The sequence below is a fragment of the Escherichia albertii genome (assembly GCF_028622335.1).
Lineage (GTDB): Bacteria > Pseudomonadota > Gammaproteobacteria > Enterobacterales > Enterobacteriaceae > Escherichia > Escherichia albertii.
In genome coordinates, this window is sequence record NZ_CP117568.1 from 4,550,513 (window position 1) to 4,576,316 (window position 25,804).

The following is a 25,804-nucleotide window of genomic DNA, read 5'->3' on the forward strand; positions in this document are numbered from 1 at the left end:
GACGTTCTCGTCGCATCCGGCATGAACAACGCGCGCTTTGTCAGCAATCTGAAGCCGGAATGTTCTTCCGGCTTTCCGTTAACCCAACGCCTGTAATGCTTTTTCCAGCGCGTTATGTAACAACTGGCGGTCATGACGATAGGGGATATCACTGGCTTCCAGTACGTCCTGAATCACTACCCTGTTGCTAACCGCAGAAACGTCCACTTTCGGCCCAACAATCACGGCGTCAATCACCTTCTTACCGACATATCGCTCCATAATCGCCAGCTTATTTTCCAGCTTTAGATTCGCTGCCGGCAAGCTTAACTCCCGCCCAAGATTACCGATATAAACCATCGGTGCTGGTGTGCGTCGTAACGCCTGCGCCATTTCCTCAAGCAACAGAATCGGCATCAGACTGGTATAAAAACTACCCGGCCCAATCAGAATCAGATCCGCCTCATTAATTGCATGTACAGCTTCACGTGTTGCGGGAACATTGGGGGTTAAGAGTAATTCCTGAATCGGCGTGGTTAACTGGTCGATATTGACCTCGCCGTAAACTTTATGTCCCTGATCATCAATCGCCATCAAATCAACAGGATGTTCCGACATCGGAATCAAATGCGCATCCACTTTCAGCAGATTACGAATCAAATTGATGGCTTCCAGAGGCCGCACGCTAAGGTGATCCAGCGCTTTTAACATTAAGTTTCCAAGGTTATGCCCGGAAAGCTCACCATTACCGCCGAAACGATATTCAAACATCGCAGAAGCGACACTAGGTTCAGTGATTAATTGATTGAGGCAGTTGCGCATATCGCCCCAGGCAATACCACCTTCTGAACGACGAATACGCCCCGTTGAACCACCATTATCAGTGGTCGTTACGATGCCCGTTAAACGAGACCCCAAAGATGAAAGCGATGAAAGAACGCGTCCGAGCCCATGCCCTCCGCCGAGTGCAACGACACGATCAAGATCAGCCAGCGTACGATTGCGCATATAGGTTCCTGAAGTCAGATTATCCGCGCTACAGTAGCGCAACTGGCAGGGAAACAGCAATTAACCTGCCAATATGGAGGATACAAATTATTATCTTCTACCTCTAAAGGGCGAGATGCGGTATGCATCCCTGATGATGTACATCAAAGTAAAACCCCTATTTTCCCTTATTCTGTAGCGAAATGGTCCGATCATGACGCTATATACATGATTACATAGCGAAAGTGTGAATGGTAAAAACTCCATTTACACGCTAATATCGGCATAACCACTAAACACTCTAGCCTCTGCACCTGGGTCAATTGATACGGTGCTTTGGCCGTGACAATGCTTATAAAGATTGCCACCAGGGCGAAGGAAGAAATGACTCCGCCTCCCGTATCTGGAAAGGTGTACATGGCTTCACAACTGACTGATGCTTTTGCGCGTAAGTTTTACTACTTGCGCCTGTCGATTACCGATGTGTGTAACTTTCGTTGCACCTACTGCCTGCCGGATGGCTACAAGCCGAGCGGCGTCACCAATAAAGGCTTTCTGACCGTCGATGAAATTCGTCGGGTTACGCGTGCCTTCGCCAGTCTGGGTACTGAAAAAGTGCGTCTGACAGGTGGTGAGCCTTCTTTGCGTCGCGACTTTATCGACATTATTGCCGCGGTGCGGGAAAACGACGCTATCCGCCAGATTGCGGTCACGACCAACGGCTATCGTCTGGAACGCGACGTGGCGAACTGGCGTGATGCCGGACTGACGGGAATTAACGTCAGCGTTGATAGCCTCGACGCCCGCCAGTTTCATGCGATTACCGGGCAGGATAAATTCAGGCAGGTTATGGCGGGAATTGATGCCGCATTTGAAGCCGGGTTTGAGAAGGTCAAAGTCAATACCGTGCTGATGCGTGATGTAAATCATCACCAGCTTGACACCTTTCTGAACTGGATCCAGCATCGCCCCATCCAGTTGCGTTTCATCGAACTGATGGAAACGGGTGAGGGCAGCGAGCTCTTCCGTAAGCACCATATCTCTGGTCAGGTTTTGCGTGACGAGCTATTGCGTCGCGGTTGGATCCATCAACTTCGTCAACGTAGCGACGGCCCTGCGCAAGTCTTTTGCCACCCGGATTACGCTGGGGAAATCGGCCTTATCATGCCGTATGAAAAAGACTTCTGCGCCACCTGTAACCGCCTGCGCGTCTCCTCGATTGGCAAACTCCATCTCTGCCTGTTTGGCGAAGGCGGCGTTAACCTGCGCGATTTGCTGGAAGACGATACTCAGCAACAGGCGCTGGAAGCACGCATTTCAGCGGCGCTGCAGGAGAAAAAACAGACCCACTTCCTGCATCAAAACAACACCGGTATTACGCAAAACTTATCGTACATTGGCGGCTAAAACGCCAAAAGGAGAGATCAGATGAGTCAGGTCAGCACTGAATTTATCCCGACCCGTATTGCTATTCTTACGGTTTCTAATCGTCGCAGTGAAGAAGACGATACCTCCGGTCACTATCTGCGCGACTCGGCGCAGGAAGCGGGCCACCACGTTGTCGATAAAGCGATTGTCAAAGAAAACCGCTATGCCATCCGTGCCCAGGTTTCTGCGTGGATCGCCAGTGACGATGTGCAAGTGGTGCTGATTACTGGCGGCACGGGTCTGACGGAAGGCGATCAGGCGCCTGAAGCACTGCTGCCGCTGTTTGACCGTGAGGTCGAAGGTTTTGGTGAAGTGTTCCGTATGCTCTCGTTTGAAGAGATTGGCACTGCAACGTTGCAATCCCGTGCGGTAGCGGGCGTCGCTAACAAGACACTGATTTTCGCTATGCCTGGTTCGACCAAAGCGTGCCGTACCGCCTGGGAAAATATCATCGCGCCACAACTGGATGCCCGTACGCGTCCGTGCAATTTCCATCCACATTTGAAGAAATAAGTATGTCGCAACTGACCCATATCAACGCCGCTGGCGAAGCGCACATGGTGGATGTCTCTGCCAAAGCGGAAACTGTCCGCGAGGCGCGGGCGGAAGCCTTTGTCACCATGCGCAGTGAGACACTGGCGATGATCATTGATGGTCGCCATCACAAAGGCGACGTGTTTGCTACCGCGCGGATTGCTGGTATTCAGGCCGCAAAACGCACCTGGGATCTGATTCCGCTGTGCCATCCACTGATGCTCAGCAAAGTTGAAGTCAATTTACAGGCCGAGCCGGAGCACAATCGGGTACGTATAGAAACCTTATGCCGCCTGACCGGGAAAACCGGTGTCGAAATGGAAGCGTTAACCGCGGCCTCCGTGGCGGCGCTGACCATTTATGACATGTGCAAAGCGGTGCAAAAAGATATGGTGATTGGTCCGGTACGTTTGCTGGCGAAGAGCGGCGGCAAGTCGGGTGACTTTAAGGTGGAAGCGAATGATTAAAGTTCTTTTTTTCGCCCAGGTGCGTGAACTGGTGGGAACAGATGCAACAGAAGTAGCAGCAGATTTCCCGACCGTTGAAGCATTACGCCAGCATCTGGCGGCGCAGAGCGATCGCTGGGCGCTGGCGCTGGAAGATGGCAAATTACTGGCTGCTGTTAACCAGACACTGGTGAGTTTTGAGCATCCGCTGACTGATGGCGACGAAGTGGCGTTCTTCCCACCGGTAACCGGAGGTTAAGATGGCAGAAACCAAAATTGTTGTCGGCCCGCAGCCGTTCAGCGTAGGAGAAGAGTACCCGTGGCTGGCTGAGCGTGACGAAGACGGTGCGGTAGTCACCTTTACCGGTAAGGTGCGCAACCATAACCTGGGCGACAGCGTCAAAGCATTAACCCTCGAACACTATCCGGGAATGACAGAAAAAGCACTGGCAGAAATCGTTGATGAAGCGCGTAGCCGCTGGCCGCTGGGGCGCGTCACGGTGATTCACCGCATCGGTGAATTATGGCCGGGCGATGAAATCGTTTTTGTCGGCGTTACCAGTGCGCATCGCAGCAGTGCGTTTGAGGCCGGGCAGTTTATTATGGATTATCTCAAAACCCGCGCACCGTTCTGGAAGCGCGAAGCCACGCCGGAAGGCGATCGCTGGGTCGAAGCCCGGGAGAGCGATCAGCAGGCGGCGAAACGCTGGTAGTTTTTTGTTAGCCGGATAAGGCAAAGCTGCATCCGGCAATAACACAACATCAGATATACGTTTACTCCACGTCGATGCACACCCTCATGATTTGCAGTATCCTTAAGATATTCCTTGTATCTTCAGGAGAAAGCCATGGACAGATTCCCACGTTATGATTCAATCGTTCAACCCCGGGCCGGCCTGCAAACCTATATGGCGCAGGTCTATGGCTGGATGACCGTCGGTCTGCTACTTACCGCATTTGTTGCCTGGTATGCAGCCAATTCGGCCGCTCTGATGGAGCTACTGTTCACCAATCGTGTCTTTTTAATTGCTCTGATAATTGCACAATTAGCGCTGGTTATTGTGCTATCAGCGATGATTCAAAAGCTCAGTGCTGGTGTAACGACCATGCTCTTTATGCTTTATTCGGCGCTGACCGGCTTGACGCTTTCCAGTATTTTTATTGTTTATACCGCTGCGTCTATTGCCAGCACCTTTGTCGTTACTGCCGGGATGTTTGGTGCAATGAGCCTGTACGGCTACACCACGAAGCGCGATTTAAGCGGTTTTGGCAACATGCTGTTTATGGCGTTAATCGGTATTGTGCTGGCATCGTTGGTGAATTTCTGGCTGAAAAGTGAAGCGCTGATGTGGGCAGTGACGTATATCGGGGTGATTGTCTTTGTGGGCCTGACCGCCTATGACACTCAGAAACTGAAAAACATGGGTGAGCAGATTGATACCCGCGATACCTCGAATCTGCGTAAATACTCCATTCTTGGCGCATTAACCCTGTATCTGGACTTCATCAACCTGTTCCTGATGTTGTTGCGGATTTTTGGCAACCGCCGTTGAATATTTTTCTTACTTTTGAATCCCGACCAACAGTCGGGATTTTTTTGTAACAGTATTATTACGTTAATTAATGGGGAAAATAATAAACGCCATCAATGGTGTTTATTGAGGATTTTATTTAATAGAATCATTAGTTGGCTATTCAATTGAAATGAAATATTTTTTATCTAAAAGACTGGTATGTACGAAGAATAATGGAGTACAATTCAGCAGTTTAATATTGGTAAGGTGGTTGTTCTTTTTTGGCAAATACCAAATGCAATAAATCACTAATTCGTTAGAATTTTGTTGCAATGTTTCTTATTGGAAATGTCGAACATTGAACATACATTCATGTAAAAAATGGATTAGTTCTCTATGTCTTTTGTATTGCCTTCATTGTCTGTTTATCCACGGCAGAGAAAAATATATCTTTTTTTAGGGCTATTATTTTCCTCTACATTAATTCAACTTTGGCCTTTGTATCATTTACAACCTCTACGAGTAATATTGCGTGTTGGTACATGCAACATTCTAATTATATTATCTCTGACAGCATGTTATCGCTTGTGGATAGGGAAAATTTTAGCGCTGGGTGTATCATTAATACTCGCTGTTAACTTTATGATTGCACTTTGCTCATGGGAGATTTATCAAAGCGATTTCAATAATATTTTTGCTATGAGTATTCTTGAAACTCATTGGGCTGAAGTTAAGTCGATGACAGAGATGTATCTTTCATGGATACCTGTATGCGTTATGTATTTCTTCCTGACCTATTTTTCTATAGATAGTGGTGCAAAATGCCTCTCTTCTAAAATCCAACGCGCTGCAGTGATGGCATTATTAATTTTTCTGGCATGGTTTACTTATAGCCAGTGGAAAAAACAGCAGAAAGATAGTCTTGGAGGGTACTATCCTTTAAGTGCCCGTGTGTTAAAAGTTACGCCATTTTACGTAGCCTCGAACTTTATTGTTGCATACCGTGATATTGCATTTGCAAAAGAAATTAAGCAAATTGATATAGATTTACCAGTGCTAACTATTAAAGACACCAATATTGATACTTATGTGATCATCATTGGTGAATCGGCACGCCGTAGCAATATGGGGTTGTATGGTTTTGAACAAAATACTACACCGGTACAGAATAGTATTGCACCACAGGCACTTATTTTTGACCATGCTATATCACCGGCAGCAGCAACTGTAACTTCGATTCCAATGATACTTAGCAAAGCTACAACGGAAAGTTTTACAGCTGCTGATTTATCAAACAATATTGTTGCCGTAGCCAATAAAGGCGGTTTTAATACAACATGGCTGAGTACACAGAATGTTGTGGGTAAACATAATAATTATATTACTCTGATCGGTACTACCAGCAATCAATCACAGTGGATGACAGGTAAATATGATGATGCACTTTTACTTTATCTTGATGAAGCATTAAAGCAAAAAGGTAAAAAGCTCATCATGCTGCATATCAGTGGCAGCCATGAAATTGCATGTACGCGATACCCTGAATGGGCAGATAAAATAAATACAGGGAACAAATATGAAGATTGTTACAACAATTCAATATTGTTTACCGATTATATTATTGGGGAAGTTATTAAACGTCTGCAAGGTAGAAAATCCTCTTTACTTTATTTTTCTGATCATGGTCTGGAGAAAAATCCTGATATTCCTTCACTCTATATGCACGGCGCAGATACACCAAGTAAAGAAGCCTATGATGTACCGCAATTTATTTGGTACAGTTCTGAGTCATTGAACGGTCAGCCACGTAAACTTGGACATATTCGTGAAAACTATTCATTGCTTAATAACTACGCAATGATTCTTGACTGGTTGGGTATCTCAACAAACGAGCCCCGGTGTAACTCACCGTTATCTGAGTGTTATCGTCCGGCGACATCTATCCCAGTAACGGATGGCAGCCGAGCTAAAGTTTTTGAATATAAAGACTTGCGTGATACTTTTACCTCACCAAAGAAAAAAACACCTTATCGCGAAGCCAGTCCTAATCCGCTGTAATTTAATGACAGGGGAGCATCGCCAGGTGCTCCCTGATTCTTATTGAAAATACAATAGGCAAGGGCCAAACCATAAAATACGATTTATTGCATTGCGGTTGTCTTTTTTGCATCCAGAAATGTAAAAATATTTTGTATGAATAACTTTAGATTCATTCATAATAGTTTAATGATTGTGTTGTGGTCAGGCATTCTATCCTGTGCGCGAAATAAACTCCTTGAACTGGCGATGAAATGCCATAGCGAAGAATTATGGAGTCCGGTTCGCTGCGCTTTTACAGGTGCATTAACACTCTATTATTACTTTATCGGCTTCTTTGGAATACTTGCAGCAATAGCTATAACACTAGTTTGGCAAAGACACTCACGGTTTCCGTGGTAGTGAATTATTTATGGAAAAAATCACAATGTCGGATCTAATAAAGAAACAGCCATTAATAACCAGAATGATGGGTTGCATCTGGTTGATGACTGCGTCTGGTTTATGGGCAACAGCAGGTTTTGCATGGATACTAGACTATTATAATATTACCGCGACACACCAACATACGGCACCGTTCTTTTTAGCTACGGTTTTGCTTCTTGGTTTTGGATTCAGGCTAAGAGCGAAAGTTGAGGAAATAAATGCGTTAGCAATATGTGTTATTTATTTTTCCATAATCAGTTTATTTGCAATTATCTCCGCGAGCCTTTTCCCTGTAACATTTGTTACATTGTTATTTGGTATCTGTGGGGCAATGTTCCTTATTAGTACGCTATTGGCTTTGTGTTTTAATATCAATATGGCATCACGTTGGTATGCTCTATTATTAATTTGTGTTGGCTGGGGTATTTCTTTTGTTACTAATTTTACCTTGCTGAATAGTTTATATCTTTGGCTGATCAGTTTTTGCTTTGTATTATTATGGTCATTTATTGCCTTAAGAAAAATAAATGTGCTGAAGCTTTATGTGCGTAATTTATATAGCGCTGCCCCCTGGACTTTGAAGCATTGCGTCGTTGCCGGGGCGTTAATGCTTTACTTCGATTTTGTCTGTTTCTTTTGGTCAATTGTAATGATGATTTTTGAGTTGCTCAATATCAGGCGTTGGTTGCAAAGGTTATAAGGAGTTTTATGCATAAAATAATATATTGGTGATATGTTGACTGTTTAATGAGGGATTTCTTATGGAATTAATTTGTACCATTGATAATAAATACGTAGATAAATTTATGGGAATTCTACTTTCAGGCAATTTACAGTCTCTGAAAGAGGGAGCAATAACTATAGATGAGTCTGAATTGCTTGTTTTCAGGCCTTTTATTTCCAGCCTTATGCAGAGGAATGGTTGTGATTGTAAATTAGTGCATATAATTGATTTGGGGTGTGAGCTTGAAGATATTGAATCACTGGTTCCTGAGACATTTGAAGCGGTTATACAGAGCTTAATGACTAAAACAAGTGATTATATACATGCCAAAAAAGATGATTACCCTATGAGTGATAATGTGGAAAACATAGTTTCCTTTACATTCAGAAAATAAAAGGTTTATGAGATATTAAAAGATAAAACCGTTGCAGCAGATGTTAGTGCTTTAATGCTTGAAATTGGTTCAGAATTAGATGCTTCTGTTTCACTTGTTCAGCAAACATGCGATGAATCTGAGTTTAACAATTATCGTTCCGCTGTGGGTGAAATTATGGGGCGAATGCTCGTCGATATCATGAATCCCATCTATAAACAGCACCCCGAACTAAAACCCAGAGAAATTACCTGAAAATCACCGCGCTGCTTCATTCTGCCCCCATAACTGTCAGGTCTTTCCAGTACCAGATTACAGCTTAATGTCGCAGTGTAATAAATTTTCCCTCCAGTACTTTTTGCAGTCAGACGATACGGCGCCTGACTATGTGGATTGCGTTACGAAATTCCGGTAACACGATACGTCGACTAAACGGCGTAAAACTCTTGTAAATATGGACGGTGAACACTTTTGAACGAAAAGTGTTGTCTTCACCCAGACACAGCTCTTCTGTCTTTGCCTCTTACTTTATTGAAATAATGTAATCGGTGTCACAAAAAGGTGCGGTCTTACGGAATTTTCCGTAAAGTTCGGTACTCTGAATTAGTAGAGATAAATTCTTCAGGAGAGAAGCCATGAAGTGGCAACAACGTGTTCGTGTCGCAACTGGCCTGAGTTGCTGGCAGATTATGTTGCATTTACTGGTAGTGGCGCTGCTGGTGGTAGGCTGGACGAGTAAGACTCTGGTTCACGTCGGCGTGGGATTATGTGCGTTGTATTGCATCACGGTGGTGATGATGCTGGTGTTCCAGCGCCACCCCGAGCAACGCTGGCGCGAGGTGGCTGATGTGCTGGAAGAGCTGACCACTACCTGGTATTTTGGCGCGGCGCTGATTGTGCTGTGGCTGTTGTCCCGCGTGTTGGAAAACAACTACTTGCTGGCGATTGCAGGGCTGGCGATCCTTGCTGGCCCGGCGGTAGTGTCGTTACTGGCGAAAGATAAGAAGTTACATCACCTTGCGTCTAAACATCGCGTACGCCGCTGACCCTGTCGTGGCCGTTATTACCAGTAGCGGCCACAAACTATTCCACACAATATCCAGACTCGCATCCTTCAAATAGATCTGCTTGGTAATGTCCGTAAAGTGGCGAATAGGGTTAATCCATGTCAGGTTTTGCAGCCACACCGGCATGTTCTCCACCGGCGAAACGTAACCGGAAAGGAGAATGGCGGGCATCATAAAGACGAACACGCCGATAAACGCCTGCTGTTGCGTTGAACACAGTGACGAAATCAACAGACCGAATCCCACCAGCGATAAACCGTAAATCACCATCGTAAAGTAGAACAGCGCCAGCGATCCGGCGAAGGGAATCTGATACGCCCAGATCCCAATCGCCAGCACAATGGTGGCCTGGAAGGTGGCGACAATTAACGCCGGGACGGCTTTGCCGATAAATATTTGCCAGGTGGTGAGGGGCGAAACCAGCAATTGATCGAACGTACCTTGTTCACGTTCGCGGGCGACGGAAAGCGAGGTGACGATCATCACGCCGATAGTGGTGATCATGGCGATCAGCGACGGCACCACGAACCATTTGTAATCGAGATTCGGGTTATACCAGTTGCGTACCACCAGTTCGCTGTTGTTGGGCTTTGGTTTTCCTTCCAGCAGCTCCTGCTGATAATTTTTGACGATCTGTTGCAGGTAATTAGCGGCGATTTGCGCACTGTTGGAGTTACGCCCGTCGAGGATCAACTGCAACGGCGCGGTCTGAAAGGTATCCAGTTTGCGCGAGAAGTCAGCCGGGAAACGCACCAGCAATAACGCCTTTTGTGTGTCGATGGTCGGACGGATCTCCTGCGGGCTTTTCAGCAGCAACACATGGGTAAAGGCGCTGGCGCGGGCAAAGCGCTGGGTCAGTTCTACTGAATGTGCGCCGTTATCTTCGTCGTAAATGGCGATGGTGGCGTTGGTCACTTCCAGCGTGGCGGCGAACGGGAACAGGATCACCTGAATCAACACGGGTAAAATCAGAATTGCCCGCGTCTGTGGTTCGCGCAGCAGCGACTGCAACTCTTTGCGGATTAATGTCCATAAGCGATGAAACATGCTCTTCTCCCTAATCCAGCCGACGTTTGGTTTTCAGCCACGTCAGGCCGATAAACATCACCGCCGAAGCGATCAAAAACAGCACATTCACTATCAGCACCACTGGAATATTCCCGGCGAGAAACAAACTTTGCAGGGTACTGACGAAATAACGTGCGGGAATAATGTACGTCACCGCGCGGATCACCGCCGGCATACTGTCTATCTGAAAAATAAAGCCGGAAAGCATAATCGACGGCAGGAAAGCGGCGTTTAGTGCCACCTGGGCGGCGTTGAACTGGTTGCGGGTAATTGTGGAAATCAGTAGCCCCATCCCCAGGGTACTGAGCAAAAACAGGCTGGAGATAAAAAACAGAATCAGCAGCGACCCGCGATACGGCACGCCGAGAATAAACACCGACACCAGCATACACAGCAGCATCGCCAGCATCCCGAGAAAGTAATAGGGAATCAGCTTACACAGCAGCAGTTCCGTGCGGGTAATCTCCGTAGAGAGTAACGCCTCCATAGTGCCGCGTTCCCATTCTCGCGCCACCACCAGCGAGGTGAGAATGGCGCCGATGACCGTCATGATGATGGTCACCGCACCGGGGATAATAAAGTGCTGGCTAATCGCCGCCGGGTTAAACCAGTAGCGTGTCTGGACGTCAATAAGCGGTTCAAAAGTCTGCCCGTTGTCCTCCGCCCGCTGCATTTGCCAAATCTGCCAGATCCCTTCGACATAGCCCTGCACAAAGTTAGCGGTATTTGGTTCGCTGCCGTCGGTGATCACCTGAATCGGTGCGGTGGCGTTGGCGCGCTCCATCTGCTCGGCGAAATCCACCGGAATAACCACCAGACCACGAATTTTTCCCGCCTGCATTTTGGCGATCAATTCCTGACGGTTATCGCTGATGGTGGCGTCGATGTAGGGCGAACCGGTCATGGTGTGGGTGAAATCCAGCGCCGCTTCGCTACGCTGTTCCAGCAAAATCCCGACCCGCAGCTTGCTGGAGTCGAGGTTAATGCCGTAACCAAAAATAAACAGCAGCAACAGCGGGATCACCACCGCAATCAGCCAGCTACTCGGATCGCGAATGATCTGCCGCGTCTCTTTGACGCACAACGCCCGCACGCGACGCCAGGAAAGGATCGGATTACTCATTGCCATGCTCCTTATCCCAGTCGTGGATCAACTGAATAAAGGCTTGTTCCATGGTGGGATCGGGTTGCTCATCGTTGGCCGACTGCGCTTTCAAATCATCCGGCGTGCCGCTGGCGATTAATTTCCCACGGTACACCAGGCCGATGCGGTCGCAATATTCCGCTTCATCCATAAAGTGGGTGGTGACCATCACCGTGACGCCTTTCTCTACCATGCTGTTGATATGCAGCCAAAATTCGCGGCGGGTGAGGGGATCGACGCCGGAAGTCGGCTCATCGAGAAACAGAATATCCGGTTCATGCATCAGCGAACAGGCCAGCGCCAGCCGTTGTTTAAAACCTAATGGCAGTTCATCGGTGGCGTGGGAGGCGATACTTTTCAGGCCGAACGCCTCGCTCATTCGAGAGATTTTTTCATTCTGCGCCCGACCGCGTAAGCCATACACGCCAGAGAAAAAGCGTAAATTCTGTTCGACCGTCAGGTTGCCGTAGAGCGAAAACTTTTGCGCCATATAGCCGAGGTGCTGGCGCGCTTTACCGGAACTCTCTTTCAGATCCATTCCCAATACCAGCGCCTGACCAGAGGTCGGAACCAGCAAACCGCACATCATCTTAAACGTGGTCGATTTCCCCGCGCCGTTTGGCCCGAGCAAACCAAAAATCTCCCCGCGTTTAACAGCAAAGTTGACGTGATCAGTGGCGGCAAAATCGCCAAATTTCTTGGTCAGCTCTTTCGCTTCGATTACTGTCTCGTCGGGTGTACCTTCTACCGTATGTAATATTGCGCCCAGCGGCGATTCCGAAGTTCCGGCACCGCCGAGCAAATCAATAAACGCATCTTCAAAGCGCGGCGTAGTTTCGTTGATGTTGATTTCCGGCATCCCGTCGGCATGGCGAATATCGTCTGGTGTGGCCTCTTTTTTGAGGATCAGGCGTACCGATTTCCCCTGAATCATCCCGTCGCTGACCTGCGGCAGTTTCAATGCCCGTTGCAACAATTTGCGGTTGCCCTCGTGCGGGCTGGTCATCAGAAAACTGCGTCCGGCCATAGTTTGCGTCAGAGCCGTCGGTTCCCCCTGATACAACAATTCGCCTTCGTTCATCAGCAATACGTCACGGCACTGCTCGGCTTCGTCAAGATACGAGGTGCTCCAGAGGATTAACATCCCTTCGCCCGCCAGCTCATGCACCATCTGCCACAGTTCGCGCCGTGAGATAGGGTCAACGCCGACGCCGGGTTCATCGAGCAGCAACACTTTCGGTTCGCCCACCAGCGTACAGGCCAGGCCGAGTTTTTGCTTCATCCCGCCGGAGAGCTTGCCCGCCAGACGCCCGGTAAACGGGCCAAGAGACGTAAACTCCAGCAGGCGAGCAAAAGTTTGCTTCCGCGCTTCACCGGTGACGCTGCGCAAATCCGCATACAGATTGAGGTTCTCCATCACCGTGAGATCTTCATACAGGCCGAATTTCTGCGGCATATAGCCGAGCACGGCGTGCAGCGCAGCATCGTTTTTGATGGGATCAAAGCCAATCACCGTGGCACTGCCGTTGTCGGGTTTCAGTAATCCCGCCAGCATCCGCATCAGCGTGGTTTTACCCGCGCCATCCGGCCCCACCAGCCCCGTCACATAACCAGCGTGAATGGTACAGTTGAGTGGCGCGACGGCGGGCTTGTCCATGCCCGGAAAACGTTTTTCCAGGCCGTTCAGCGTAATAACGGCATCATTCATGTCCTGCCTCGTTACCGAATTGCACCGTTACTGGCATTCCCTGGCGTAACGCATCATCGGCGTCTGTCACTACAATACGCAGGCGATAAACGAGGTCGGTACGCAGATCCGGCGTTTCGACGGTTTTCGGCGTAAATTCAGCAGTTGGTGAAACGAAACCGATCCGCCCGTGATACGGCTTGTTCGGGCGACCATCGGTATAAAGCAGCACTTTGCGCCCCGGCTGAGCCTGGTCGAGATTACGCTCATCAACATAGGCGCGTACCCACACCGGGCGTGTCAGCGAGACGGTAAACACTGTGCCGCCTTCATTGAGCACCGTGCCCGGTTCTACCGCGCGGGTTAACAACGTGCCATCAGAGGGGGCAATCAGCGTCGAGTCCTGTAAATTCAGCTCCGCCTGCGCCAGTTGCGCCTGCGCCTGTTCGAGGCTGGCTTTCGCCTGGGCGATGTCCTGCTCGCGATTACCGGAACGGTACTGACGTAGTTTATCCTGTGCCGATTTCAGCGTTGCCAGAGCCTGGTCGCGCGAGGAGCGGGCATTTTCCAGGTCGTTTGCCGAAATGGTGCGACTTTTCCACAACCCTTGCTGGCGGTTGTAGAAGTTCTGCGCATAGTCATAAGCGGCCTGCGCTTGTTTCACTGCGGCGGCAGCCTGGGCAATTTCTTCATCGCGATATCCCGCGAGCATCAGGTCATACTGCGCCTGAGCTACCGAAACGCCCGCTTTTGCCTGCATCAGGGCGATTTCATACGGTTTGTGATCCAGTTCGCCCAGCACCTGGCCTGCTTTTATCGCATCGCCTTCGTCTACGGCCAGCGACTCAACGCGACCGCCAACGCGGAAGCTAAGGTTCACCGTACGAATATCCACGTTGCCATACAGCGTCAGACCGTTATCCTGGCGGCTCTGATACCACCAGTAGCCTCCGGCAACCACGGCGGCAAGCACCACTACCGCCAGTCCAATTACGACAGATTTTTTCATCACTACAAACTCCTTTGCGATAATCCTTGCAAAATCAGATCGATATGACAGGTTATCGTCTGGTTGATCAGTTCGGTCTTTTCTTCATCGAACGCGGCCCAGCCGGTGCGTAACAGAATAGTTTCTTTGCCAAGACGAAACGCCAGAATCTCGCCAATCAGCGCATGAGTATGGAGGATCGTGCGAATATCGTTGGCATCGCAACCTGTCCAGGCGGCGATCAGGCGTGTGAGGTGGCAGTGCAGTGGGCTAATCACCTGTTCATGCACGAGGTGGTAGGCTGCTGTGGGGGAGAGTTGCTCACGGGAAATAAACTTGCTGAGGTTGACGGTGTTATCCTGGGTGAGCAGTTGGATCATATTCCTGCAAGCGCGAAGGATCAGCTCACGGATAGCGGCGCGATCTGGTTCTGGTTGTGAGAATAAGCGTTCGGCTTCTTCTGCGTGTGGGCGGAACTGCTCGCCAATGAAATCGGCAATCCATTGGGCACAGGCCAGGTACAAATCTTCCTTCGAACCGAAATAGTAGGTGATGGCGGCGATATTCTGCCCGGCCAGGGCGGCGATATCACGGGTGGTGGCGTTCATTCCATACTCGCCAAACTGCGCTAGCGCCGCAGCAATAAGCTGTTTTTTCGCCTGCTCACCCTTGATTGTCATGGCAGGGTTATTCATCGCACAGCCCATTCTTAATCAAATGATTGATTAAGATTATGACCCCTTTTTACTGTTGTCCAGTATGGCCAGGAATTTTAGCAATACCAGTCTCAGGGATAATTTATGCGCCGCGTCACAAAAACTGCTACACTCCGCCCCCTCATGACATTGTGGTTTTTGTCATTTTCCTTTTCAGTATCTCCCTGAAAACTACACCGGTAACGGTCGGGGCGGTTCGGAGTAGTTATGTCTTTCGATTCTTTGGGTTTAAGCCCTGATATCCTGCGCGCTGTTGCCGAGCAGGGTTACCGTGAACCCACTCCTATCCAGCAGCAGGCGATCCCTGCGGTGCTGGAAGGCCGCGACCTGATGGCCAGCGCCCAGACCGGCACCGGCAAAACCGCGGGCTTTACGCTGCCGTTGTTGCAACACCTGATCACTCGCCAGCCGCACGCCAAAGGACGTCGCCCGGTACGCGCGCTGATCCTCACCCCGACCCGTGAACTGGCGGCGCAGATTGGCGAAAACGTCCGTGATTACAGCAAATACCTGAACATTCGTTCGCTGGTGGTGTTTGGCGGCGTCAGCATTAATCCGCAGATGATGAAGCTGCGTGGCGGTGTTGATGTGTTGGTGGCAACACCGGGACGTTTGCTGGACCTGGAACACCAGAACGCGGTGAAGCTGGATCAGGTTGAAATTCTCGTCCTCGATGAAGCTGACCGTATGCTCGACATGGGCTTTATTCACGACATCCGTCGTGTGTTGACTAAATTGCCAGCGAAGCGCCAGAACCTGCTGTTCTCCGCCACTTTCTCTGACGACATTAAAAACCTGGCGGAGAAGCTGCTGCATAATCCGCTGGAAATCGAAGTGGCACGCCGCAATACCGCGTCTGATCAGGTAACCCAACACGTTCATTTTGTTGATAAGAAACGCAAACGCGAATTGTTGTCGTACATGATTGGTAAAGGGAACTGGCAGCAGGTGCTGGTATTTACCCGTACCAAACATGGCGCTAACCATCTGGCGGAACAGCTCAATAAAGATGGCATCCGCAGTGCGGCGATCCACGGTAATAAATCGCAAGGCGCGCGTACCCGTGCGCTGGCCGATTTTAAATCGGGCGATATTCGCGTACTGGTGGCGACTGACATTGCTGCGCGTGGCCTGGATATCGAAGAGTTGCCGCACGTCGTCAACTATGAACTGCCAAACGTACCGGAAGATTATGTCCACCGTATTGGGCGTACCGGTCGTGCAGCAGCCACTGGCGAAGCGTTATCGCTGGTGTGCGTTGATGAACACAAACTGCTGCGTGATATCGAAAAATTGCTGAAAAAAGAGATCCCGCGCATTGCGATTCCGGGCTATGAGCCGGACCCGTCAATCAAAGCTGAACCGATCCAGAATGGTCGCCAGCAACGTGGCGGTGGTCGTGGGCAAGGCGGTGGTCGCGGTCAACAGCAACCGCGCCGTGCAGAAGGTGGCGCGAAATCAGGTAGCGCGAAGCCCGCAGAAAAACCGTCTCGCCGCCTCGGCGATGCCAAACCGACAGGCGAACAACAACGTCGTCGCCGTCCGCGTAAACCTGCCGCTGCGCAGTAATCTTTTATGCCGGGCATAGCCCGGCATGAGACTGATGACAAACGCAAAACTGCCTGATGCGCTACGCTTATCAGGCCTACGTGAACTCTGCAATATATTGAATGTGCATGTTTTTGTAGGCCGGATAAGGCGCTTGCGCCGCATCCGGCATTTCACAACAAGCACTTGTCAGCCATTTGCGAGCGCGGCAAAAAGATTTCTCTGTTTTATCGCCCACAAGCCACCCGATGCGTTACTTCTCCGCAGCCAATTGTCCGCGCAACGCCATTAAAAGATACCCCAGGCGATTCTTGCCCTGACCATTACCGCCATCTCCCCAGTAAGCATCATTTTGCGTATGCTCAACCAGTTTTGCGGACGCGGTTGCCAGCAAGAGCGTACGCAGTTTTGCATGTTGTTCGAATTTAGCGCGAAGCGCTTTACGCATCATTCTGGTGGTTATTGCGAGCCGCTTTCCAGAAACAGAAAAACCATTACCCCTGAAAACCGAAAAAATGTCACAATATTGGCTGTTTATACAGTATTTCAGGTTTTCTCATGGCATTAACCGCCGCGCTTAAAGCGCAAATCGCCGCCTGGTATAAGGCGCTTCAGGAACAGATCCCCGACTTTATTCCCCGTGCGCCGCAGCGGCAGATGATTGCAGAGGTCGCTAAAACGCTGGCCGGAGAAGAAGGGCGGCATCTGGCGATTGAAGCCCCCACCGGCGTTGGGAAAACGCTCTCCTATTTGATCCCCGGCATCGCCATTGCCCGCGAAGAGCAAAAAACGCTGGTGGTGAGTACCGCTAACGTAGCGTTGCAGGATCAGATCTACAGCAAAGATTTGCCGTTGCTGAAAAAAATCATTCCCGATCTTAAATTCACTGCCGCTTTCGGGCGTGGGCGCTACGTTTGCCCGCGAAACCTGACGGCGCTCGCCAGTACTGAACCCACGCAACAGGATCTGCTGGCGTTTCTCGACGACGAACTCACACCGAACAATCAGGAAGAACAAAAACGCTGCGCGAAGCTGAAGGGCGATCTCGATACTTATAAATGGGATGGTTTGCGCGATCACACTGATATTGCTATTGATGACGATCTCTGGCGCCGCCTGAGTACTGATAAAGCCAGTTGTCTTAACCGCAACTGTTACTACTATCGCGAATGCCCGTTTTTTGTCGCTCGCCGGGAAATTCAGGAAGCGGAAGTGGTGGTGGCAAACCATGCGCTGGTGATGGCGGCGATGGAAAGCGAAGCGGTATTGCCTGACCCGAAAAATTTGCTGCTGGTACTGGATGAAGGTCATCACCTGCCGGACGTGGCGCGGGATGCGCTGGAGATGAGCGCCGAAATCACCGCGCCCTGGTATCGGCTGCAACTGGACTTGTTCACCAAACTGGTCGCCACCTGCATGGAGCAGTTTCGCCCGAAGACCATCCCACCGCTGGCAATTCCTGAACGTTTGAATGCGCATTGTGAAGAGTTGTATGAGCTTATTGCCTCTTTAAACAACATTCTCAATCTCTACATGCCTGCCGGGCAGGAGGCAGAGCACCGTTTTGCGATGGGCGAACTGCCCGATGAAGTGCTGGAGATTTGCCAGCGTCTGGCAAAACTTACCGAAATGTTGCGTGGTCTGGCGGAGTTATTCCTCAACGATTTAAGCGAGAAAACCGGCAGTCACGACATTGTGCGTCTGCATCGGTTGATTTTGCAGATGAACCGCGCGTTGGGGATGTTCGAGGCGCAAAGCAAACTCTGGCGGCTGGCTTCGCTGGCGCAATCTTCCGGTGCGCCAGTGAGCAAATGGGCGACGCGGGAAGAGCGCGAAGGGCAGTTACATCTGTGGTTTCACTGTGTGGGTATTCGTGTTAGCGACCAACTGGAAAGGCTGTTGTGGCGCAGTATTCCGCACATTATTGTTACCTCCGCAACCTTGCGTTCGCTGAACAGTTTTTCGCGTTTGCAGGAGATGAGCGGGCTGAAAGAGAAAGCGGGTGACCGCTTTGTGGCGCTGGATTCGCCCTTTAACCACTGCGAACAGGGCAAAATTGTTATTCCCCGGATGCGCTTTGAGCCTTCCATCGACAACGAAGAGCAGCACATTGCCGAAATGGCAGCGTTCTTCCGTGAGCAGGTGGAGAGCAAAAAACATCTCGGTATGTTGGTGCTGTTTGCCAGTGGACGAGCGATGCAGCGGTTTCTCGACTATGTGACGGATTTACGCCTGATGTTGCTGGTACAGGGCGATCAACCGCGTTACCGTTTAGTTGAACTACACCGCAAACGCGTTGCCAACGGTGAGCGCAGCGTGTTGGTGGGTTTACAGTCATTTGCCGAAGGGCTTGATTTGAAAGGCGATCTGCTCAGCCAGGTGCATATCCACAAAATCGCTTTTCCGCCTATCGACAGCCCGGTGGTGATCACCGAAGGGGAATGGTTAAAAAGCCTCAACCGCTATCCGTTTGAGGTGCAAAGCCTGCCGAGCGCCTCGTTTACCCTGATTCAGCAGGTTGGGCGATTGATTCGAAGCCACGGTTGCTGGGGCGAAGTGGTGATTTACGACAAACGCTTGCTGACCAAAAATTATGGCAAGCGACTACTGGATGCATTACCGGTATTTCCGATTGAGCAACCGGAAGTCCCTGAAGGTATAGTTAAAAAGAAAGAAAAAACGAAATCTCCACGCCGTCGGCGGCGTTAATGATGTGAGTCAGGTAAGGAGTCGTAAATGGACTATCGCAAAATCATTAAAGAGATCGGGCGCGGGAAAAACCACGCGCGCGATTTAGACCGGGACACCGCGCGCGGTCTGTATGCCCATATGCTCAACGGTGAAGTCCCCGACCTTGAGTTGGGCGGCGTATTGATTGCGCTGCGTATCAAAGGGGAAGGGGAGGCTGAAATGCTCGGCTTCTATGAAGCCATGCAAAATCACACCGTCAAGCTGACGCCGCCGGTCGGCAAGCCGATGCCCATCGTCATTCCAAGCTATAACGGCGCGCGTAAACAGGCCAACCTGACGCCGTTGCTGGCGATTCTGCTGCATAAACTTGGTTTTCCTGTGGTGGTTCACGGTGTCAGCGAAGATCCAACTCGTGTGCTGACCGAAACCATTTTCGAACTGATGGGTATTACGCCAACGTTGCACGGTGGGCAGGCGCAGGCGAAGCTCGACGAACATCAACCTGTCTTTATGCCTGTTGGCGCGTTTTGCCCGCCGCTGGAAAAACAACTGGCGATGCGCTGGCGGATGGGCGTGCGTAACAGTGCACATACCCTGGCGAAACTGGCGACGCCGTTTGCTGAAGGTGAGGCGCTGCGTCTTTCCAGCGTCTCACATCCTGAGTACATCGGACGGGTGGCTAAATTCTTCAATGATATTGGCGGGCGGGCGCTGTTAATGCATGGCACCGAAGGCGAAGTCTATGCTAATCCGCAACGCTGCCCGCAAATAAATCTTATTGACCGCGAAGGGATGCGGGTGCTGTATGAAAAACAGGACACTGTTGGCAATGAGTTACTGCCACAAGCAAAAGACCCGGAAACCACGGCGCAGTGGATTGAGCGTTGCCTGGCTGGCAGCGAAGCGATTCCCGAATCGCTGAAAATCCAGATGGCTTGCTGTCTGGTGGCAACGGGAGAAGCGGCAACTATCAGCGACGGCCTGGCGCGCGTTAATCAGGCATTTTAATTTTTATCTCCGCCGGATGAGCAATGTCATCCGGCCGTTACCCCACCGCAATATGAAATTCCTGCATCTTTATTGACCTTCCCGCGCCCGGCGTGCAGCATAAAAAAACAACAAACACATAACATAAACAGGAGTTAACTATGGAAAGTGGTCATCGCTTTCATGCGCAGACGCTGCACAGTTTTATTCAGGCTGTATTTCGTCAGATGGGGAGCGAGGAACAAGAAGCGAAATTAGTCGCCGATCATTTAATCGCGGCAAATCTGGCAGGGCATGATTCACATGGTATTGGCATGATCCCAAGCTATGTGCGCTCCTGGAGTCAGGGACATCTACAAATTAACCATCATGCCAGAATAGTCAAAGAAGCGGGGGCGGCGGTCACGCTCGATGGCGATCGCGCATTGGGTCAGGTCGCGGCGCACGAAGCGATGGCACTGGGGATTGAGAAGGCACGTCAGCACGGTATTGCCGCCGTGGCGCTACATAACTCGCATCATATTGGGCGCATTGGTTACTGGGCGGAACAGTGCGCGGCGGCGGGGTTTGTCTCTATCCACTTTGTTAGCGTGGTCGGTATTCCAATGGTCGCGCCGTTCCACGGTCGCGACAGTCGCTTTGGCACCAATCCGTTCTGTGTGGTTTTCCCACGTAAAGATGATTTCCCGCTGTTGCTCGATTACGCCACCAGCGCCATCGCATTTGGTAAAACTCGCGTTGCCTGGCATAAAGGCGTCCCCGTGCCGCCAGGCTGCCTGATTGATGTTAACGGTGTGCCGACGACGAATCCGGCGGTAATGCAGGAGTCGCCGTTAGGTTCGCTGTTGACCTTTGCCGAACATAAAGGCTATGCCCTCGCGGCGATGTGTGAAATTCTTGGCGGGGCGCTTTCTGGCGGTAAAACGACGCATCAGGAAACGTTACAAACCAGTCCCGATGCCATTCTTAACTGCATGACCACTATCATCATCAACCCGGAACTGTTCGGTGCGCCGGATTGTAGCGCGCAGACCGAAGCTTTTGCTGAGTGGGTGAAAGCCTCGCCGCATGATGAAGATAAGCCGGTTTTGCTACCGGGCGAGTGGGAAGTGAACACGCGTCGCGAACGGCAGGAGCAGGGGATTCCATTGGATGCGGGAAGCTGGCAGGCCATTTGTGATGCAGCGCGGCAGATTGGTATGCCGGAAGAGACGTTGCGGGCTTTCTGTCAGCAGTTAGCCAGCTAAAAAAAGCCCGTCCAGTGACGGACGGGCAAACAAGGGTAACATAGGATCAATGAGGGTTAGAGCATATGCGTCTGTCGGCAAACAGACAGGGAAATACTTTTGCTGGACGTAGCGTAAATGCCATATCCGACCAACGGTTGAATTTTGTAGGCCTGATAAGACGCGGTAGCGTCGCATCAGGCATCTGATGCCGGATGCGGCGTAAACGCCTTATCCAGCCTACGAATTACTGATCCGACCTACGAATTACTTATAGATAACCGCAGTTCCGCTTAATTTATTGTTGTTGGTCGCGGAGGTAATGCTGTATCCGCTGGCGCCAGCAGCCGCAGCTTTTTCAGCCAGTTTTGCTTCCAGAGCATCAAGGGTAGATGCGCCATCGGCAGAAACCACGCCGATTTTATTCATGTTTTGTGCCTGGGAAGCCGTTACCGGTTCTGCCGCGAACACACCAAATGACAGAGTTGAAAGAGCCATAGCAGCAACAACAGTATTGATAGTTTTCATGATTAATCTCTCGCAGGTGATTTTTGTTTAAGTGACGTTGTTTCGTCGATGTGATGAGTATCACGTTTTTTTGTGTGAGAGAAAATCGAAGAGAATTGACCACCTTGTTCAAATAAATTGATTAATATCTAACATGTTGATATTTAATTCATTTATCACATTTATGAATCATTTCCATATCGGGTGGCATTCACGGCGGCGTTAAAGGCACGGAATGCCACTCAAAATTCAAATCATACTCGCTATACATCATACCAGTTGTAGTTAACGTAACTGGCTGTCTTTTGAACCTCTGCGATTATATCCCGTATAAACGGGTTTTTGTAAATCTTTCTCCTGCTGGCAGTGAATACATAAGCGCACGCCAGGAATGGCTTCCCGACGGGCTTGCGGGATGGGGGCTCCGCACTCTTCACATTCATACAGGCTCTCGCCACGAGGGATTTCACCCCGGGCGCGGGCAATCGCATCTTCAATTGTACTGTTGATCTGTTCGTTGACGGCGTCATCGTTAGCCCAACCGGATGCCATATCGTCCTCCCATATCAATGCTTGTACACTTAAGTGTAGTTAATATAGGGACGAACTCAGGCAGTTCAACTGTCAGATTCTCTGACTATTATAAAGGGAAGCGTTATCAGCACTGTTTTGCCCTGCGCTAGTGAGTGCCTGTGCCACTGGCGCAAAGATCGGCAAAAGTGTGAGTGAACGAAAACTGCATCCATAGGCGAATGCAGTTACGTTGGCGTGGTTATTTGTAGATAGTTGCGGTACCGAACATCTGGTCTTTCCCGCCTGCTGAGTTAATGACATAGCCCTTCGCGCCTTGTTCTTGCGCTTTTTCTGCCAGTTTATTCTCCAGATCGCTTAAGTTTGATGCGCCGGTAGCCGAAACAGTTCCGGCGGGGCGTAGTTGTCCGGTGTCCTGGCTACTCAGGGGCTGCGCGGCAAAAGCCGTGAAGGTGATTCCGCTCAGGACGGTGGCAATCAGTAATGCGAGGCATTTTTTCATGATGACATCCTCATAAATACAACGGGTAGTGCCTGATAAGTGTAGGTCGCCTGCGCGATGAAAATGACGCAAAAAATTGACAGAGATGTGCTTGTTTTTTGAACGATAAATTTTTACAAAACAAGACAAATCAACGATATATAGCATACTGATTTTTATAGGTAATTGATGAAAAAGTAGGGGGTATTGCGTTTTTGCGCATGATTAGCGCAACCAGATATTTACCCTGCTACGTTATGCGAGTATCTTACGCCGCTGCTTAAAGGAGAATGCTATGTCTGCCCAGAAACCGGGGTTACATCCGCGTAACCGTCATCACAGCCGCTACGATCTTGCCACGCTTTGCCAGGTGAACCCTGAACTGACGCAATACCTCACTCTGACGCCTGCTGGTGAGCAAAGCGTTGATTTTGCTAATCCACTAGCAGTTAAGGCGCTTAATAAAGCGTTGCTGGCACATTTTTACGCCGTGGCGAACTGGGATATTCCAGAGGGTTTCCTTTGCCCGCCAGTACCGGGCCGGGCGGATTATATTCATCATCTTGCCGATTTACTGGCAGAAGCATCAGGCGCTATTCCTGTTAATGCCAGCATTCTGGACATTGGCGTTGGCGCCAACTGTATTTATCCGCTGATTGGCGTGCATGAATATGGCTGGCGTTTTACGGGGAGTGAAACTCATAGTCAGGCGTTAAGCAGCGCGCAGGCAATTATCAACGCCAACCCTGGGCTTAACCGCGCCATCCGCCTGCGTCGGCAAAAAGAGGCCAACGCTATTTTCAGCGGTGTTATCCATAAAAACGAGCAGTATGACGCGACCTTGTGTAATCCGCCGTTCCACGATTCTGCGGCGGCGGCACGGGCAGGCAGCGAACGTAAACGTCGAAACCTGGGACTGGGCAGAGACGACTCGCTGAACTTCGGCGGCCAGCAGCAGGAGCTGTGGTGTGAAGGTGGTGAAGTGGCTTTTATCAAAAAGATGATTGAGGAAAGTAAAGGCTTCGCGAAGCAGGTGATGTGGTTTACCTCGTTGGTTTCTCGTGGGGAAAATCTGCCGCCTTTATATCGTGCATTGACTGACATTGGTGCGGTGAAGGTCGTCAAAAAGGAGATGGCCCAGGGGCAAAAGCAAAGCCGCTTCATTGCCTGGACCTTTATGAACGATGAACAGCGCCGTCGTTTTGTGAATCGCCGGCGTTAAAGCATCCGCTTCCCCGGCGGTCGGTTCAGGCGCTGAATCCGCTATGGCTGTTACGCCGGGGAGAGGCATATCCAGCATGTTGCCTTTGTTTCATCAAGAGACGTGTTGTAAAAATTCCTGCAAACGCTGGCTTGGTGGGTTCTTAATCAACACCTGCGGGTCGCCATCTTCAGCAATACGACCCTTGTCGATAAAGATCAGACGCGAAGCGACTTTTTCGGCAAAACCGATTTCATGAGTCACTATCACCATTGTCATACCTTCTTCTGCCAGATCCTGCATGACCTTCAGTACTTCATGACGCAGTTCCGGGTCAAGGGCAGATGTTGGTTCATCGAACAACATCATTTTCGGTTTCACCGCCAGCGCACGGGCAATTGCCACACGTTGTTGCTGACCACCGGAAAGCTCGGAAGGATAGTGATGTGCGCGTTCTGCCAGACCGACTTTCGCCAGTAGTTCACGCGCCAGTTTTTCTGCCGCGTCTTTGCTTGCACCGCGTACACGCAGTGGACCAAACATCACGTTTTCCAGCGCTGTCAGGTGCGGGAAGAGGTAAAACTGCTGAAATACCATGCCTGCTTCCTGACGAATCAGGCGCTCATCGACTTTCGGATCGTTGACTTTCAGACCGTCCACAATCAGATCGCCGGAAGTGATTTCTTCCAGTTTGTTAATGCAGCGCAACAGAGTCGACTTGCCGGAACCCGAGGGGCCGATAATGACCACGACTTCGCCCTGGGTAATGTTTAAATCAATATTGTGCAGCACCTGGGTAGGGCCAAAATGCTTGGAGACGTTTTTAAATTCAATCACAGGATTTTCATCCTTCTTTCCAGACGACGCAGAATAAAGCTCAGCACCAGAGTAATAATCAGATAGAACACCGCAACGGCGCTCCAGATCTCAAGAGCGCGGAAGTTACCGGCAATAATTTCTTGTCCTTGCCGGGTCAGTTCCGCCACGCCGATAACAATAAACAGCGAGGTGTCCTTAATACTGATGATCCATTGGTTACCCAGTGGCGGCAGCATACGGCGCAGTGCCAGCGGTAAAATGACGTAACGGATGGTTTCCCAGCGTGAAAGTCCAAGCGCCAGCCCCGCCTCACGAAAACCTTTGTGAATCGACAACACCGCGCCACGAGTGATTTCCGCAATGTACGCGCCGGAGTTGATCATGATGGTGACCACCGCCGCGGTAAACGGGTCGATGCGTAAATCATTAAACGCCATCGGTAGGGCGAAGTAGATAAACATCACCTGGACGACGATAGGTGTTCCGCGGATTACTTCAATGAAGACCAGCGCGATGTGATTGGCGATCCAACCACCGAAAGTGCGTGCAAAACCTGCCGCCAGGCCGATTACCAGACCGCCAGCCAGACCGAGGATCGAAATCCACAGGGTCATTTTGGCGCCTTCAATCAGAAGCGGAATGGCCGGCCAGATGGCACTCCAGTCAAACTGCATATGTTGTTCCTGTTACCGTGG

27 protein-coding genes, 2 pseudogenes and 1 riboswitch are annotated in these 25,804 nt (G+C 50.3%); of the genes and pseudogenes, 17 read left to right on the top strand and 12 right to left on the bottom strand.

Annotated features, from left to right (window positions below; genetic code table 11):
• Positions 1-78: 78 nt before the first annotated feature.
• A complete protein-coding gene (gene yvcK, locus PS053_RS22030) occupies positions 79-987 on the bottom strand; it encodes a uridine diphosphate-N-acetylglucosamine-binding protein YvcK (RefSeq protein ID WP_204628639.1) in 909 nt (302 codons plus the stop codon).
• Between the two features lie 264 nt (positions 988-1,251).
• Positions 1,252-1,396: riboswitch (molybdenum cofactor riboswitch) on the top strand.
• Here yvcK and moaA point away from each other — a divergent pair.
• The 12 genes and pseudogenes from moaA (at position 1,384) to PS053_RS22090 (ending at position 9,494) form a co-directional block, all read left to right on the top strand.
• Complete coding sequence (gene moaA, locus PS053_RS22035) at positions 1,384-2,373, top strand: GTP 3',8-cyclase MoaA (RefSeq protein ID WP_002430185.1); 990 nt, start codon at positions 1,384-1,386, stop codon at positions 2,371-2,373. (Overlaps the previous riboswitch by 13 nt.)
• A gap of 21 nt (positions 2,374-2,394) precedes the next feature.
• Positions 2,395-2,907, top strand: coding sequence for a molybdenum cofactor biosynthesis protein B (gene moaB / locus PS053_RS22040; protein WP_000084645.1), 513 nt, complete (start codon positions 2,395-2,397; stop codon positions 2,905-2,907).
• A 2-nt stretch (positions 2,908-2,909) separates the two neighbouring features.
• Positions 2,910-3,395: a cyclic pyranopterin monophosphate synthase MoaC gene (gene moaC, locus PS053_RS22045; RefSeq protein WP_256879296.1), complete on the top strand. Its 486-nt coding sequence runs from the start codon at positions 2,910-2,912 to the stop codon at positions 3,393-3,395.
• Positions 3,388-3,633, top strand: coding sequence for a molybdopterin synthase sulfur carrier subunit (gene moaD / locus PS053_RS22050; protein ID WP_137651474.1), 246 nt, complete (start codon positions 3,388-3,390; stop codon positions 3,631-3,633). The genes moaC and moaD overlap by 8 nt, the downstream gene beginning before the upstream one ends.
• A 1-nt stretch (position 3,634) precedes the next feature.
• Complete coding sequence (gene moaE / locus PS053_RS22055) at positions 3,635-4,087, top strand: molybdopterin synthase catalytic subunit MoaE (RefSeq protein ID WP_000852292.1); 453 nt, start codon at positions 3,635-3,637, stop codon at positions 4,085-4,087.
• A gap of 135 nt (positions 4,088-4,222) precedes the next feature.
• Positions 4,223-4,927, top strand: coding sequence for a Bax inhibitor-1/YccA family protein (locus tag PS053_RS22060; protein WP_000373628.1), 705 nt, complete (start codon positions 4,223-4,225; stop codon positions 4,925-4,927).
• 357 nt (positions 4,928-5,284) lie between these two features.
• Positions 5,285-6,946, top strand: a complete 1,662-nt coding sequence (locus tag PS053_RS22065; RefSeq protein WP_025237334.1) for a phosphoethanolamine transferase — start codon at positions 5,285-5,287, stop codon at positions 6,944-6,946.
• 162 nt (positions 6,947-7,108) lie between these two features.
• Positions 7,109-7,327: pseudogene (locus PS053_RS22070) on the top strand (Bax inhibitor-1/YccA family protein); the annotation flags it as partial.
• Positions 7,328-7,337: 10 nt separating this feature from the next.
• Positions 7,338-8,051: a Bax inhibitor 1 family protein gene (locus PS053_RS22075; protein WP_256879295.1), complete on the top strand. Its 714-nt coding sequence runs from the start codon at positions 7,338-7,340 to the stop codon at positions 8,049-8,051.
• Between the two features lie 61 nt (positions 8,052-8,112).
• Positions 8,113-8,469 carry a DUF3969 family protein gene (locus PS053_RS22080; RefSeq protein WP_256879294.1) on the top strand — a complete coding sequence of 119 codons (357 nt, stop codon included), beginning with the start codon at positions 8,113-8,115 and terminating at the stop codon, positions 8,467-8,469.
• Between the two features lie 54 nt (positions 8,470-8,523).
• The gene (locus PS053_RS22085) at positions 8,524-8,703 is read left to right on the top strand and encodes a hypothetical protein (RefSeq protein WP_002430182.1); all 180 of its coding nucleotides are present in this window, start codon (positions 8,524-8,526) and stop codon (positions 8,701-8,703) included.
• Between the two features lie 380 nt (positions 8,704-9,083).
• Entirely contained in the window at positions 9,084-9,494 is a 411-nt protein-coding gene (locus PS053_RS22090) for a YbhQ family protein (RefSeq protein ID WP_059215665.1), read from the top strand.
• Here the strand turns inward: PS053_RS22090 and PS053_RS22095 are convergent.
• Genes PS053_RS22095 through cecR form a run of 5 tightly spaced genes read right to left on the bottom strand, consistent with a single transcriptional unit; the run spans position 9,456 to position 15,097 of the window.
• Entirely contained in the window at positions 9,456-10,562 is a 1,107-nt protein-coding gene (locus PS053_RS22095; protein ID WP_273774529.1) for an ABC transporter permease, read from the bottom strand. The genes PS053_RS22090 and PS053_RS22095 overlap by 39 nt on opposite strands.
• 10 nt (positions 10,563-10,572) lie before the next feature.
• Positions 10,573-11,706 carry an ABC transporter permease gene (locus PS053_RS22100; protein ID WP_024223881.1) on the bottom strand — a complete coding sequence of 378 codons (1,134 nt, stop codon included), beginning with the start codon at positions 11,704-11,706 and terminating at the stop codon, positions 10,573-10,575.
• On the bottom strand, positions 11,699-13,435 hold the full coding sequence (locus PS053_RS22105; RefSeq protein ID WP_256879293.1) for an ATP-binding cassette domain-containing protein: 1,737 nt from the start codon (positions 13,433-13,435) through the stop codon (positions 11,699-11,701). Before PS053_RS22105 ends, PS053_RS22100 begins: the two co-directional genes overlap by 8 nt.
• Positions 13,428-14,423 carry a secretion protein HlyD gene (hlyD, locus tag PS053_RS22110; RefSeq protein ID WP_256879316.1) on the bottom strand — a complete coding sequence of 332 codons (996 nt, stop codon included), beginning with the start codon at positions 14,421-14,423 and terminating at the stop codon, positions 13,428-13,430. Before hlyD ends, PS053_RS22105 begins: the two co-directional genes overlap by 8 nt.
• 2 nt (positions 14,424-14,425) lie before the next feature.
• On the bottom strand, positions 14,426-15,097 hold the full coding sequence (cecR, locus tag PS053_RS22115) for a DNA-binding transcriptional regulator CecR (protein WP_059215696.1): 672 nt from the start codon (positions 15,095-15,097) through the stop codon (positions 14,426-14,428).
• 228 nt (positions 15,098-15,325) lie between these two features.
• Between cecR and rhlE the strand changes: the two genes are divergently transcribed.
• Positions 15,326-16,687, top strand: coding sequence for an ATP-dependent RNA helicase RhlE (gene rhlE, locus PS053_RS22120; RefSeq protein ID WP_059223689.1), 1,362 nt, complete (start codon positions 15,326-15,328; stop codon positions 16,685-16,687).
• A gap of 232 nt (positions 16,688-16,919) precedes the next feature.
• Here the strand turns inward: rhlE and PS053_RS22125 are convergent.
• A pseudogene (locus PS053_RS22125) lies at positions 16,920-17,117 on the bottom strand (NADAR family protein); the annotation flags it as partial.
• 107 nt (positions 17,118-17,224) lie between these two features.
• Between PS053_RS22125 and dinG the strand changes: the two are divergent.
• The 3 genes from dinG to hcxB all read left to right on the top strand — a co-directional run bounded on the left by dinG (position 17,225) and on the right by hcxB (position 21,591).
• Positions 17,225-19,375 (top strand): ATP-dependent DNA helicase DinG, encoded by a 2,151-nt coding sequence (gene dinG / locus PS053_RS22130; protein WP_025237325.1) that lies wholly within the window; start codon positions 17,225-17,227, stop codon positions 19,373-19,375.
• 27 nt (positions 19,376-19,402) lie between these two features.
• Positions 19,403-20,365: a DNA-binding protein YbiB gene (gene ybiB / locus PS053_RS22135; protein WP_000386562.1), complete on the top strand. Its 963-nt coding sequence runs from the start codon at positions 19,403-19,405 to the stop codon at positions 20,363-20,365.
• A gap of 140 nt (positions 20,366-20,505) precedes the next feature.
• Positions 20,506-21,591 (top strand): hydroxycarboxylate dehydrogenase HcXB, encoded by a 1,086-nt coding sequence (hcxB, locus tag PS053_RS22140; RefSeq protein ID WP_044713371.1) that lies wholly within the window; start codon positions 20,506-20,508, stop codon positions 21,589-21,591.
• Between the two features lie 246 nt (positions 21,592-21,837).
• On the opposite strand, the gene ybiJ is transcribed toward hcxB, so the two are convergent.
• The 3 genes from ybiJ to mcbA all read right to left on the bottom strand — a co-directional run bounded on the left by ybiJ (position 21,838) and on the right by mcbA (position 23,110).
• Positions 21,838-22,098 carry a DUF1471 family protein YbiJ gene (ybiJ, locus tag PS053_RS22145; protein ID WP_000849301.1) on the bottom strand — a complete coding sequence of 87 codons (261 nt, stop codon included), beginning with the start codon at positions 22,096-22,098 and terminating at the stop codon, positions 21,838-21,840.
• Between the two features lie 264 nt (positions 22,099-22,362).
• On the bottom strand, positions 22,363-22,629 hold the full coding sequence (gene ybiI / locus PS053_RS22150; protein WP_000146363.1) for a C4-type zinc finger protein YbiI: 267 nt from the start codon (positions 22,627-22,629) through the stop codon (positions 22,363-22,365).
• A gap of 220 nt (positions 22,630-22,849) precedes the next feature.
• Positions 22,850-23,110: a DUF1471 family periplasmic protein McbA gene (mcbA, locus tag PS053_RS22155; protein ID WP_002430177.1), complete on the bottom strand. Its 261-nt coding sequence runs from the start codon at positions 23,108-23,110 to the stop codon at positions 22,850-22,852.
• Positions 23,111-23,384: 274 nt separating this feature from the next.
• On the opposite strand from mcbA, the gene rlmF reads away from it, so the two are divergent.
• Positions 23,385-24,311, top strand: a complete 927-nt coding sequence (gene rlmF, locus PS053_RS22160; protein WP_001275950.1) for a 23S rRNA (adenine(1618)-N(6))-methyltransferase RlmF — start codon at positions 23,385-23,387, stop codon at positions 24,309-24,311.
• A gap of 93 nt (positions 24,312-24,404) precedes the next feature.
• On the opposite strand, the gene glnQ is transcribed toward rlmF, so the two are convergent.
• Together glnQ and glnP are read right to left on the bottom strand one after the other, a co-directional pair.
• Positions 24,405-25,127 (bottom strand): glutamine ABC transporter ATP-binding protein GlnQ, encoded by a 723-nt coding sequence (gene glnQ / locus PS053_RS22165; RefSeq protein ID WP_000569101.1) that lies wholly within the window; start codon positions 25,125-25,127, stop codon positions 24,405-24,407.
• On the bottom strand, positions 25,124-25,783 hold the full coding sequence (gene glnP / locus PS053_RS22170; protein ID WP_001159052.1) for a glutamine ABC transporter permease GlnP: 660 nt from the start codon (positions 25,781-25,783) through the stop codon (positions 25,124-25,126). Before glnP ends, glnQ begins: the two co-directional genes overlap by 4 nt.
• Between the last annotated feature and the right edge of the window lie 21 nt (positions 25,784-25,804).